Raw genomic sequence first — 12717 nt, 5'->3', positions numbered from 1 at the left:
GATTTAACCCTATTTGGTTCTACCCTCGTCTTTCCTGGCGGAAGGCAAAGATAACACTTTCATTTTCGTCTTGTCAAGCTTTAAATAAAAACTTTTAAAAGACGACTCCTTATAAGCCAATTGCTGAAACGGGATGACAAAGATAAGGTGAGTTTTGAACAAGTCAAGACCCACCTTATCTTTTTGTCTATTTTAAATGAATAGTACTTACTCGATCGGGGCCAACGCTTACAATACGAATGGGTACTTCTAAGTGGCGTTCAAGGAATTGCAGATAAGACTGCAATTCAACAGGCAGCTTTTCAACTTCCGAAATGTTTTGCAAATCAGTGCACCAACCAGGTAGCGTAGTATATACCGGGGTCAACGATTGCAGCGCTTCGTGGTCAGGAAGTAGGTCAGTATCTTGTCCATCAGGTGTACGATAATGCGTGCACACCTGTATTTCAGCAAAGTCGTCGAGCACATCTGCCTTCATAAGATGTAGCTCTGTAACGCCATTAAGCATGATACTATAGCGTAAAGAGGGCAAGTCAATCCAACCGCAACGCCGGGGTCTACCGGTAGTAGAACCAAACTCACGTCCAGCTTGGCGTATCTTCTCCCCTACCTCATCGTGTAATTCAGTTGGGAATGGGCCACTACCAACTCTGGTACAATAGGCTTTACTAATACCGTATACTCGATCAATATGTCGGGGGGCAATACCCAAACCAGTACAGGCTCCTGCAACGATGGTGCTGGACGAAGTGACGAAGGGATAGGTTCCGAAGTCAATATCGAGCAAAGAGCCCTGAGCTCCCTCAGCGAGAATTCGCTTTCCTTGACGCAGCAAATCGTTCAGTAAGTACTCTGTATCAGTCAGTTGAAGAGTACGCAGAAATTCAACCGCAGAGAAAAAGTCTTCCTCCAATGCCGTTATCTCTAAATCCCGGCCGTGGAAGGAGGCAAACTGTGCATGACGGGCTACAGCCTCGGCGTAACGCTCCCGAAAGGTAGGCAACAATACGTCTCCTACGCGTAGACCTGTACGACCGATTTTATCTTGGTAAGTAGGTCCTATTCCTTTGAGTGTAGACCCAATTTTGCCCCCCCCGCGCATTTCTTCTGAGATACGATCGAGAGCACGATGGGAAGGAAGAATAAGCTGTGCCTTTTTCGAGATGTAGAGATTGGGCGCCCAACTAACTCCCCGATCAGTCAGCTTTTGTAGCTCTCCCCGAAATACTGTAGGGTCGAGAACAACACCATTACCAACTACATTAATAACATGTGGGTGGAAAATGCCCGATGGTACCTGGTGTAGTACATGCTTCAAGCCATCGAAGGTGAGCGTGTGACCAGCGTTTGGCCCGCCCTGAAAACGGGCTACAACATCGTATGTGGGAGCTAATACGTCTACTATTTTACCTTTCCCTTCATCACCCCACTGTAATCCAACAAGTACGTCAACTGGCATTAGGTTGTAGCTTTCAATTGTTCGACGGCTGATGCATCATCAGTCGCAATAATGAAGATGGCGTCGAGCTTAGTAATGACCAACAGCTTACGAACGAGTTCCGAAGGATTGATGAGTACTAGCTCGCCACCTTGGTTGCGAAATTTTGTCAGAATGGAGACCAATACACCGATGCCCGTGCTATTGATAAAACGCACGTTGGACAAGTCGATAGCACAATAAATGGTACCTTCCCCAAGGTGGTCATTAACGGCTTGAAGCAAAGGTTGGGAGTCGGGGCTACCGATAAGGTCGCCAACAAGGCGAACGAAGAGGACATCGTCTTGAACAGCGGATTCAGTTTTCATTCAGAAAGTAAGCGGGCGGCTTTGGCGCGGCAGTCACCACAAACGCCATACAGATTTAAAGAGTGGTGCAAGATATGGAAATTCAAAAGCTCCCCGACCATGGTTTGAATACCGTGGATGCGGGGGTCGCAGAACTCAACCACTTTGTGGCATTCAGTACAGATGACGTGGTCGTGCTGACGATAACCATATGACTTCTCGTACTGAGCCAGATTACGCCCGAACTGATGCTTACTCACCAATCCGTGCTCTACCAACAAGTCAAGCGTGTTATACACGGTAGCTCGGCTCACTTGCAAGCCTTGCGCTTTCATGCCGGTGTACAGCTCCTCGACATCAAAATGGCCGGTGCGAGAGTATATTTCCTCTAGTATGGCGTAGCGCTCAGAGGTCTTGCGCAAGCCTTTATTCTCTAAATAGGCGGTGAAAATTTTCTTCACCTCCTCAAATTTATCTCTATCAAACATTCTGCAACCTTATATTATAAGGATTAACAAAGGTAAGTGAGTAAAGCGAGTTGGCAGACTCAACTTTTGCGCGTTTGCTTAGATCACCAAATTCTATCTGGCGCTGGGGGGCTTTTTTCTAGCAAGAATGTTAGAAAAAAGCCCCCCAGCCTCTTCTTTATACCAACTAAGGCTCATCAAGACTATTACAGAATTCAAGTAGCGAAACGCTCTACCAATAGCACGCCATTCACTTTGCTCAGGCGTTGAATCATTTTGTGTAAGTGGTCGGTATCGTTAACAAATACCATAATCTGACCCTCAAACATTCCATCATTCGAATCGATGGTGATGGAGCGCATGTTGACTTTGAGGCTATTAGAGATAATGCGCGTTACGTCATTTACTAAACCTACCCGGTCCGAGCCTTTGATGCGAATACCAGCCAAGAAAGCAAGCTCCAACTGATCAGTCCACTTGGCGCGTACGATGCGGCTGCCGTAGTTCGACATCAGCTTTACGGCCTGCGGACAAGACGTTCGGTGAATAATAATGCCCTCGGTTTCTGTTTCAAAGCCAAACACATCATCGCCCGGAATCGGATTGCAACAGGGAGCAATATGATAATCGAACTTGTCGGTATGCTCCCCGATAACGAGCATATTGGCATTGACCCCCCGAATCTTTTGCACTTCCTGATCAAAAGATCTGGGGGCTAAGGGAGACAGTATGTGGGGGGGCGCAATGGTGGGGTCAAACAACTCCACCTTAATCTCCCGTCCGTCGAGTTGGCCAATTGCCAAGCGATAAAAGAAATCCTGCGCGTTGTAAATATTGAAGTGGGCCAGCAGACGGTTCAAATTGTCCTGATTATTCTCGATACCAAGTAGCTCCAACCGCTTTTCTACCAGATAGCGTCCATCCTCCGCTTTAGTGCGCTTATCATCACGCAGATACTCTTTGATTTTTGATCTGGCTTTGGATGTGATTACGTACTGCAACCACTCCTCAGTAGGGCGTTGCTTGTGCGAGGTCAGAATTTCTACCTGATCACCGTTACGAAGCTGGTAGCTTAAAGGCTGCAACTTCTGGTTAACTTTGGCCCCCAGGCACTGCAAGCCAATCTGAGAGTGAATATCAAAGGCAAAATCCAACGCTGTTGCCTTGTCTGGTAGAATAACCAGCTTGCCTTTAGGCGTAAAAGCGTAGACTTCTTTAACGAAGAGGTTTTGCCTAAACTCATCCATGAACTCCAGCGCGCTGGAGTTATTGGTTTCCAGCATCTCACGCACCTTTGCAATCCAGGCCTCCAGCGTCGATTCAGCCTGCACGGTGCCGGTGTCCTTGTATTTCCAATGGGCAGCGTAGCCTTTTTCGGCAATATCGTCCATGCGCTTGGAACGAATCTGAACTTCCACCCACTGGCCCGTGCGCGACATGACAGTGGTATGCAGGCTCTCGTAGCCGTTGGCCTTGGGTGTGCTTACCCAATCCCGCAAACGGTCGGGGTTAGGCTGGTAGAAATCAGTAACGATGGAATACACCTGCCAGCAGGCGGCTTTTTCCTGCTCCTGCGGCACGTCCAGAATGACACGGATAGCAAACAAATCATATACCTCGTCGAAGGTTACATTCTGCTTGCGCATTTTGCGCAGAATGGAATAAATCGATTTGGGGCGGCCTTTTATCTCGAAGTCAAAGCCCTGGGCCTTCAACTCGTCGTCGATAGGGGAAACGAAATCCTTAATAAAGCGATTACGTGCGCTACGGCTCTGGCGCACTTTCGTCATCAAGTCATTATAGACTTCAGTATCGGTATACTTTAAGTACAGGTCTTCCAGCTCGGTTTTGATGGCGTAGAGTCCCAAACGGTGCGCTAGCGGAGCGTACAAATAGATGGTTTCGGAGGCTATTTTGAGCTGCTTATGCCGGGGCATCGACTCCAACGTGCGCATATTATGCAACCGGTCGGCAAGCTTGATCAGAATAACGCGTACATCCTCGGAGAGGGTAAGCAGCATTTTGCGGAAGTTCTCGGCCTGCTCGCTGGTACCGTAGTCGAATACGCCCGAAATTTTGGTCAGCCCATCAATAATGCGCGCTACTTTGGGTCCGAACTCTCGGTCGACGTCCGATATTTCCATCGGCGTATCCTCTACCACGTCGTGCAGCAGCGCCGAAACAATACTCGTGGTACCCAGCCCAATTTCCTCCACCGCAATCTGCGCTACCGCCAATGGATGCAGAATATACGGCTCACCTGACTTGCGACGCATATTTTTATGCGCTTCCAACGACGTATTGAAGGCTTTCTTAATAAGCTTAGCGTCGTTGCCATGCAAATAAGGCTTAGCGGTACGGAGTAAGCGGCGGTAATGCCGCAGAATCTCGTTGCGCTCTACTTCAGGATCGATAAGGGTAGCCATGTACGCGGGCAGAGTCAAAACTCCGTGGTTATTTGCGAAAGTACGAACTCAGCTTATTAGTGGGCGAGTCGCGTTTATAACAAACCGGCGGCCTAAAAAGGTGCGGCCCGACAGCTGGGGGCAAAATCAGAAGTAGGCAAGCTTCACAGCGCTTCGAACGATCTATTCCTAGAAGTGGGTATTACCAAATAAAGCCTCTGGGGGGCAAATTGCCGCTAGTTTACTACAATCATTCTCTACTCATCGCGGAGTTGGTTTGAATTTCCCGACTCGTTGCGTAGCTTTGCGGCCCCGAGGCAGTAGGCCTTGCGGCGGATGTGGCGAAATTGGTAGACGTGCCAGACTTAGGATCTGGTGCCGCAAGGCGTGTGGGTTCGAGTCCCTCCATCCGCACTTATTTTTTTAAGAATGCCCCAACCCTCAACCCACACGTTGGGGGTTTCTTTTTCGCCGGCTGCCGGCTCGTTTCTTTTCTGTTACCCTCTAACCGACCACCTGTTTTGGATATTACCCTCGATAAAAACGACGACCAGCTTAGTGCCATCCTGACAGTACACCTGACGGAGGCCGACTATGCCGCCACGGTTGATAGCAAGCTCAAGGACTACAGCAAGAAAGCGCAAATCAAAGGGTTCCGTCCGGGCAAAGTACCCGTAGGCTTGGTTCGCAAGATGTACGGTAAAAGCATTCTGGTGGAAGAAATCAACGGTTTGCTTGGCAAAGCCGTTGATAGCTACATCAAAGAAAACAACGTGCGCGTTCTGGGCGAGCCCCTGCCCGTGGCTAGCGACATTGACTTTGATACCCAGAAGGATTTTGATTTCAAGTTCGAATTGGGCTTACTGCCTGATTTTGAGCTACCTGCTGATCAAGCTCTGAACGTAGAGCGCCACCAAGTAGGTGTTGACGAGACCACGCTTCAGGAAACCTACGATCAGATTTCTCGCCAGTATGGTGAAAGCACCAACCCCGAGGCTTCGGAAGCTACTGACTACCTCTATGGTAAGCTCAAGAAAGCGGATGAGGAAGGCGAAGGCCGTACGGTGCTGCTTCCTATTAATAAGGTAAAGAATAACGTCGATCAGTTTATCGGCGTAAAGGCCAACGATTCAGTGACCTTCGATTTGAAGGATGCTTTCGATGGCGACGCTTCTGCCATGGCTAACTTCTCCGGCTTATCGAAAGACGAGGCTGCCAACGTGAGTGGCGAGTACGTGCTAAATGTTGAGAAAATCAACCGCACGACCAAGCCTGAACTGGATCAGGAGCTGTTCGACAAAGTATTCGGCAAAGACATTATTACCTCCCGCGAGGAGTTCGACGAGAAAGTACGCACCACGGTACAGGAAAACTATGACCGTGAGGCCGATGGCTTGCTCAACCGTCAAATCGTGGACCAGATGGTAAATAACACGACCATTGAGGTACCCAAAGAGTTCTTCAAAAAGTGGCTGGTGCGCGCCAATAAAGGCAAACTCACGGAAGAGCAAGTAGAAGAGCACTACGACGACTACGAGCGTGAGTTGAAGTGGTCGATGATCCGCAATAAAGTAGTAGAAGAGCAGGGCCTAAAGGTGTCGAACGACGAAATCGTGGAGCGCACCATGCAGAAGATCTTGGGTCAGTTCAACATGGAAATGACGCCGGAATTGCAGGATTCTATCCGCAGCTTCGCTGACAACTACCTCAAGCAGGAGAACGGCAAAAACTACGTGGACGAGTATGAGGCCATTCTGGCAGAGAAAGTACTTGAAAACCTGCGCGGCAAAGTTGTTGTTACTGATAAGCCGATTTCGGCCGAGGACTTCCGAAATCAGGCAGCTAGCCAACGCTAGTCTGTCGGTTTTCTAACCCACAAAAAAGCCCTTACTTGCCGTTAGGGCTTTTTTGTTGCCCAGCGGCTTCGCTTTTACACTTCTTCTCCCATTATTATTTGCCATGCTGAATAAACAAGAATTCCGCAAGTTTGCTGTTAAAGGTCAAGGCCTGAGCGGCTTGGGTGTCGATCAATACCTGCACCATATAGAAGGCCAAATGCGTCATTCCGTGACGGGCATGACCCGTTCGGTGATTGAGGAGCGCCCCACGCGCTTCGCCGAGATTGACGTATTCTCGCGCCTGATCATGGACCGGATCGTGTTTCTGGGCACGGCCGTCGATGATTATATTGCCAACATCATCACGGCTCAATTACTGTTTCTGGAGTCGGCTGATGCCAAGAAGGACATTCTGCTTTACATCAACTCGCCCGGCGGCTCAGTGTATGCAGGCTTAGGTATCTACGACACCATGCAGTATGTGGGCCCCGATGTGGCTACTATCTGCACAGGTCTTGCGGCTTCGATGGGTGCCGTATTATTGGCTGGTGGTGCCAAAGACAAGCGTTCGGCTCTGCCCCACGCTCGCGTCATGATTCACCAGCCTTCCGGTGGTGCTCAGGGTCAGTCTTCTGACATTGAAATCACCGCTCGCGAGATTCTGAAGCTCAAAAAGGAGCTTTACGACATTCTGGCGCAGCATACGGGCAAGACTTACCAGGAGATTCATGACAACTCCGACCGTGACTACTGGATGCGTGCCGATGAGGCCAAAGAGTATGGCCTGATTGATGAAGTACTGGAGCGCAAAGTAGCCTAATCTTACCTGCGTCGTTATAAGATGGCGTTTGCAGCTAGGCTAAGTCTGTTGAGCTACTTAAATAGTACTTCAACAACTATTAGGCTTCCGCAAACAATACCTTACGACTACCTGGTAAAGCCCATTTTCGGTTTAAAATCCGGAAATGGGCTTTTTGCTTATAATATAGAAGCCCTACAGTAGGGCAACTTTTTTTCGTACGCAGGGCGTTAGGCTTTTGTACCTTTGATGCCGCTCCGACGTGAGCGGAGCTTACCTATCTTATTCTGATAATCCAGGCAATGGCAGATATTACGTGCTCCTTCTGCGGCAAGAGCAAAAAAGACGTCTCGGTAATGATTTCCGGCATCAACGCACACATTTGCGAGCGATGCGTAGGTCAGGCCCAGCAGATATTGAACGAAGAGAATAAGATTCGATCAAACAGCAAGACGCCGAAATTCAACCTCGTCAAGCCGCGCGAGATGAAGGAGTACCTGGACCAATATGTAGTAGGTCAGGATGAGGCGAAAAAGGTAATGTCCGTGGCGGTGTACAACCACTACAAGCGCCTGATGCAGAAGCCTGCGACCAAGGATGATGTGGTGATTGAGAAGTCGAACATCATTATGGTGGGCGAAACGGGCACGGGCAAGACCTTCCTGGCTCGTATGCTGGCTAATATTCTGCAAGTGCCTTTCTGCATTGCCGATGCTACCGTACTTACTGAGGCCGGTTATGTGGGGGAAGATGTGGAAAGCATCCTAACTCGTCTGCTTCAGTCCGCTGATTACAATGTAGAGGCTGCCGAGCGCGGCATCGTATACATTGACGAAATAGACAAAATTGCCCGCAAGAGCGACAATCCCAGCATTACCCGCGACGTGAGCGGCGAGGGCGTGCAGCAGGCGATGCTAAAATTGCTGGAAGGCACCACAGTAAACGTACCACCCCACGGTGGCCGCAAGCATCCTGAGCAAAAGATGATTACGGTGAACACCGAAAACATTCTGTTCATCTGCGGGGGGGCTTTTGTTGGCATTGAGCGCATCATTAAGAGCCGTCTGAATACCAAGCCGATGGGCTTCTCCAAAACGATGCTGGAGGAAAAGGTTGATACGCAGAACTTCCTGCGCTACGTGACGGCCGTGGATTTGAAGCAGTTCGGACTCATTCCTGAGCTGATCGGCCGCTTGCCTGTACTCACTCACCTCAACCCGCTCGACCATGCTACGCTGCGTAAGATTCTGACGGAGCCCAAGAACTCTATTGTAAAGCAGTATCAGCGCTTATTTGAGATGGAAAATATTAGTCTTTCCTTCTCTGAAGCGGCTATGGAATACATTGTCGTGAAGGCCGACGAATATCGTCTTGGTGCTCGTGGACTGCGCTCCATCTGCGAAAGCATCATGACGGATGCCATGTTTGATATGCCCTCGGAGACGGATGTTCAGGAACTCATTATTGACTTGGATTACGCGCAAAGCAAGTTTGAGAAATCACCACTGAAGCAACTGCGGGCAGCATAATTAGATTAGAATAACGCTTTATAGAAAGACCCAGAAGAGAACTCTTTTCTGGGTCTTTCTATTTTATGGTTGTCATGGTTTTGTAAACACAGATCAATACTTAATCGTGGGAAGCTACTGATTCAAATATCCAACCATCAGCTTAGCAGCTTTCTGAGCAGCATTACTACGACCAATTTTCTCTCGTAGCTCAGCGTAATCGGCTTTTTGGCGGGCGATATTTTCTGGATTCTCAAGAATATTTTTCAATTCTTGCACCAGATTACGGGAGTTGAATTCGCCTTGAATTAATTCTTTGACGACTTCTTTGCCGGCTACCAGATTCACTAGGGAAATGTAGGGCACTTTGATCAGTGCCTTGGCAATGGTGTAGGAAATAATGCTGGTGCTGTAGCACACGACCTGGGGCACGTCGAAGAGGGCCGTTTCGAGGGTAGCGGTGCCGGACGTGACCATGGCTGCGTCGGCGTGACGGAGCAGGTCGTAGGTTTGATCAGAGACGATGGTGATGTTTTCGCCGCGCTGGAAATTCTGGTAATAGTTGCGGTCGAGGTTGGAGACAGCGGCAATGACAAACTGATAATTCAAAAACGGTGGCAGCACGGAGAGCATGACGTAGAGCATGCTCTCAATTTCCTGCTTGCGCGAGCCGGGCAGAACGGCAATAATGGGTTTATCGGCCGGAATCTGGTTCCGTTCGCGGAAGTCAGTGGAGGCTTCGTGCTCGGCCACAGCGTCGACGATGGGGTTGCCGATGTAGTCGACATCGTAGCCAAAACGCTGGTAGAACTCCTGCTCGAAGGGCAGGATAACGAACATTTTGTCGACCACGGCTTTCACCGTATGCACGCGGCCTTGGTTCCAGGCCCATATTTTGGGCGAGATATAATAAAACACCTTGATGCCGTGTTGCTTAGCAAACTTGGCGACCCGCAGATTGAAGCCCGCATAATCGACCAGAATCAAAACGTCTGGCTTATACTCTAGTAAATCGCGCTGGCATTCTTTCAGAAACCCGCGAAACTTGAGGATGCTGGTGGCTGCTTCCAAGAAACCCATAATGGCCATTTCCTGGTAATGATGTACTAATTTACCCCCCGCGGCCTCCATCATATCACCGCCCCAGCACCGAAATTCGGCCGCGGCATCTTCCGTGCGCAGGGCACGCATCAGGTTTGCGGCGTGAAAATCTCCGGAACGCTCGCCGGCAATCAGGTAATATTTCAAGGGGATAGATGTTTGTTCAACGGTGGCCTCACCCCCCGGCCCCCTCTCCCAGGGGAGAGGGGGAGCCTGACGACTCAGCCTGCGAAGCTCAAGCTTAGGCTTAAGCTTCTACCGCTTAGTGTAATAGATGATTACTAGTAGTGAGCAAGCTTAAGCTTGGAGTGAAGCCACCTATTGAACTCGTTACTCGCCATAGTACTCCACGAAATTTCGGGGCGTTTCGTAAAGCTTAATGCAGTGCAACTGGGCAGAAGAAATGGAGCATAATTCGCGGGTCAGGATTTCCCAAAAGGCCACTACCAAATTCTCCGTACTGGCCATTTTACCCTGCATGAATGGTACGTCGAGGTTAAGGTTTTTGTGGTCTACCTGATTGGTGACGTGCTCGCGAATGAGGTTACTGAGCTGTTTGAGGTCGATTACAAAGCCGGTTTCGGGGTCGGGCTGCCCTTTTACGGTTACGATGAGGTCGTAATTATGGCCGTGCCAGTTGGTATTGGCGCAGGGGCCAAATACTTCGCGGTTGCGCTCGTCGGACCAGTTGGGGTTGTGCAGCTTGTGCGCGGCATTGAAATGCTCCTGGCGGCTGACGTAAATCATTTGTTGCGGTGCTAATAAGAGTATGTGCGGATGCGGAATGGGCTAAGCAGTAGTAACGAAATGACTAACGGCACAGCATCTTAGCTTTTCAACCAATCAGCACAATAGCCTATCAACTTAGCAGCCCATTAAAGCGCTACGCGCTTCTTGCGTAGCAAATATACAAAGAACGGTACGCCGAAAAGGGCAGTCACCAAGCCTACGGGTAAGCCAGCGGGCGGGTAAAGCAAGCGGGCTAACAGGTCGCAGGCGAGCATAAAATTGCCCCCCAGTAAGGCGCAGAACAATAAATTGGCCCTGCCCGTGACGCCTAATAACCAACGCGTAAGGTGAGGAATCATTAGCCCGACGAAGCCAATGGGGCCACAAAGCGCTACAACACAGCCCGTCAGGCCAGAGGCTGTGAGGATGAGTATCCAGCGCAGGCGAGTCACATTCAGGCCCAGGGCCTGGGCCCGCTCCTCCCCTAGTAGCAGCACATTCAGGTCTTTTTGCAAAAAAGTAAAGAGTGCTAACGCCCCACCGACAGCCACGGCCGGGTAAGGCAGCAGGTTCCAGCCGGCTCGCTCGAAGCTGCCCATGGCCCAGAAAATAACGGTGCTCAGCTTGGCATCGGTAGCGGCCAGAAACGTGACCAGGCTACCAATAGCAGCGGTGAGCGCGCCTACGGCCACTCCGGCCAGTAGCAATTGGGCTGGCCTGAGTTGGCCCTGCTGGGTACCAAGGGTGACTACTACTATCGTGGTGAGTAACGCGCCAGCCAGGGCAGCTAAGGGCGGCAGATAAAAGCCCCCCAGCACTAAGGTATCCAGAAAAGCAAAGCACAAAATGGCCCCCAGTGATGCACCCGAAGCCGTTCCAAGTAAATATGGATCGGCTAGGGCGTTATTGACCATAGCTTGCATCAGATAGCCACTGAAAGCCAGACCCGCCCCTGCCAGCAGGGCCAGCAGCAGGCGCGGCAGGCGCAATTGTACCAGCACCAGCTGTACCGGATCGGTGGGGTCGTAATGGCTCAAGGCGCGCCAGATGATGGCATAATCGGTTTCGAAGCTGCCTACCCGCAGCCCTATGACTAGTAAGAAAATAGTGAGCATTAGGCTGGCCAGCAGCCAGGGCCCGACGCGGCGGCTCATAGCTGAACCTGGCTTTGACGTAATAGCCGTTGCAACTCGCGGACCGACTCCACCACGCGCGGACCGGGGCGCTCCATCAGGTTGCCGCTGATGCCGTACACCTGTCGCGTTTGGTAAGCACGGATGCGGCGCAGCTCGGGGTAATTTTTGAAGAATGTGCTATCAAGCTTCCCGAAATTGCCCCCGAGCAGCACATCGGGGTTAAGCTGTAGAATGTACTCGCGCGTGAGGGCTGGGTAGGGCTGCGGAAACTTCTCAACTACCGCATTTCGCCCTCCGGCACGCTTAATTTTGTCCGTAAACAGCGTATTCTGACCATACACGTAAATGGGGTCCTGCCAGGTAATGGCCAGCACTTTAGGTTGTAAACTGTTTAGTGTTTGCTGTTCCAGTTGCTTTAGCTCCGCTGCCAAAGAGTCGGTGAGGCGGCGGGCCTGGTGTTCGCGGCGCAGAATGCGGCCAATATCGCGCAGGCCACGCAGCACATCGGGCACGGTGGTGTAACGCTGGTAATATACTTGCACACCGAGCTGCTGAAGGCGCGTGGCATCATCAATTGAGGTGATGCCTTCTACTGTAAATACGATGTCGGGCCGCAGGGCCACCAAGCGCTCCATATCCAGCGGGTAGCTGTTCACAACAGGCTTGCTCAGCACTGCTTTCGGGAAATCACAAACCTGCGTACGCCCTATGATAGTAGCCGTATCGGCCACGGCGTAAAGCATCTCGGTCATAGATGGAGCCAGAGCCAGGATGCGCCGCGGATGCGCTGGCACCACAACGGGCCGGCCAAGGTCGTCGCGGAGGCGCTGGGGGGCATTTTCGGCGGTCTCGGACGCTTGGGGGACTTTCTGGTCGGAATTACAGGAGGTGAGTACTGTCCCGAAGGCAAGAAAGGGCAGCAGCTGAAGCAAAAAACGGGTCATAACGC

General features: G+C 50.8%; 11 protein-coding genes and 1 tRNA gene. 4 read left to right on the top strand and 8 right to left on the bottom strand.

Annotation, left to right across the window (positions count from 1 at the left end):
• Positions 1 to 187: 187 nt before the first annotated feature.
• The 4 genes from B9A24_RS13895 to B9A24_RS13880 all read right to left on the bottom strand — a co-directional run bounded on the left by B9A24_RS13895 (position 188) and on the right by B9A24_RS13880 (position 4678).
• A complete protein-coding gene (locus B9A24_RS13895) occupies positions 188 to 1459 on the bottom strand; it encodes an adenylosuccinate synthase (protein ID WP_084446624.1) in 1272 nt (423 codons plus the stop codon).
• Positions 1459 to 1806 carry an STAS domain-containing protein gene (locus B9A24_RS13890; RefSeq protein ID WP_084446623.1) on the bottom strand — a complete coding sequence of 116 codons (348 nt, stop codon included), beginning with the start codon at positions 1804 to 1806 and terminating at the stop codon, positions 1459 to 1461. The genes B9A24_RS13895 and B9A24_RS13890 overlap by 1 nt, the downstream gene beginning before the upstream one ends.
• A complete protein-coding gene (locus B9A24_RS13885; RefSeq protein ID WP_084446622.1) occupies positions 1803 to 2273 on the bottom strand; it encodes a Fur family transcriptional regulator in 471 nt (156 codons plus the stop codon). Before B9A24_RS13885 ends, B9A24_RS13890 begins: the two co-directional genes overlap by 4 nt.
• Before the next feature lie 194 nt (positions 2274 to 2467).
• The gene (locus B9A24_RS13880) at positions 2468 to 4678 is read right to left on the bottom strand and encodes a RelA/SpoT family protein (protein ID WP_084446621.1); all 2211 of its coding nucleotides are present in this window, start codon (positions 4676 to 4678) and stop codon (positions 2468 to 2470) included.
• A gap of 311 nt (positions 4679 to 4989) precedes the next feature.
• Between B9A24_RS13880 and B9A24_RS13875 the strand changes: the two genes are divergently transcribed.
• From B9A24_RS13875 to clpX, 4 genes are all read left to right on the top strand, one after another.
• Positions 4990 to 5071 (top strand) — tRNA-Leu (locus B9A24_RS13875).
• A 107-nt stretch (positions 5072 to 5178) separates the two neighbouring features.
• A complete protein-coding gene (tig, locus tag B9A24_RS13870) occupies positions 5179 to 6513 on the top strand; it encodes a trigger factor (RefSeq protein WP_084446620.1) in 1335 nt (444 codons plus the stop codon).
• A 103-nt stretch (positions 6514 to 6616) separates the two neighbouring features.
• A complete protein-coding gene (locus B9A24_RS13865; RefSeq protein ID WP_084446619.1) occupies positions 6617 to 7315 on the top strand; it encodes a ClpP family protease in 699 nt (232 codons plus the stop codon).
• Between the two features lie 281 nt (positions 7316 to 7596).
• A complete protein-coding gene (gene clpX / locus B9A24_RS13860; protein WP_084446618.1) occupies positions 7597 to 8823 on the top strand; it encodes an ATP-dependent Clp protease ATP-binding subunit ClpX in 1227 nt (408 codons plus the stop codon).
• 114 nt (positions 8824 to 8937) lie between these two features.
• Here the strand turns inward: clpX and lpxB are convergent, their stop codons facing one another.
• The 4 genes from lpxB to B9A24_RS13840 all read right to left on the bottom strand — a co-directional run bounded on the left by lpxB (position 8938) and on the right by B9A24_RS13840 (position 12712).
• Entirely contained in the window at positions 8938 to 10050 is a 1113-nt protein-coding gene (lpxB, locus tag B9A24_RS13855) for a lipid-A-disaccharide synthase (RefSeq protein WP_084446617.1), read from the bottom strand.
• 183 nt (positions 10051 to 10233) lie between these two features.
• Positions 10234 to 10650: a 6-pyruvoyl trahydropterin synthase family protein gene (locus B9A24_RS13850; RefSeq protein WP_084446616.1), complete on the bottom strand. Its 417-nt coding sequence runs from the start codon at positions 10648 to 10650 to the stop codon at positions 10234 to 10236.
• A gap of 128 nt (positions 10651 to 10778) precedes the next feature.
• Positions 10779 to 11786 (bottom strand): FecCD family ABC transporter permease, encoded by a 1008-nt coding sequence (locus B9A24_RS13845; RefSeq protein ID WP_084446615.1) that lies wholly within the window; start codon positions 11784 to 11786, stop codon positions 10779 to 10781.
• On the bottom strand, positions 11783 to 12712 hold the full coding sequence (locus tag B9A24_RS13840; RefSeq protein WP_084446614.1) for an ABC transporter substrate-binding protein: 930 nt from the start codon (positions 12710 to 12712) through the stop codon (positions 11783 to 11785). Before B9A24_RS13840 ends, B9A24_RS13845 begins: the two co-directional genes overlap by 4 nt.
• Between the last annotated feature and the right edge of the window lie 5 nt (positions 12713 to 12717).

This window comes from Hymenobacter roseosalivarius DSM 11622 (assembly GCF_900176135.1).
Classification (GTDB): Bacteria; Bacteroidota; Bacteroidia; order Cytophagales; family Hymenobacteraceae; genus Hymenobacter; species Hymenobacter roseosalivarius.
The sequence above is the reverse complement of the archived record's forward strand: the minus strand, read 5'-3'. Positions and strand labels throughout refer to the sequence as shown.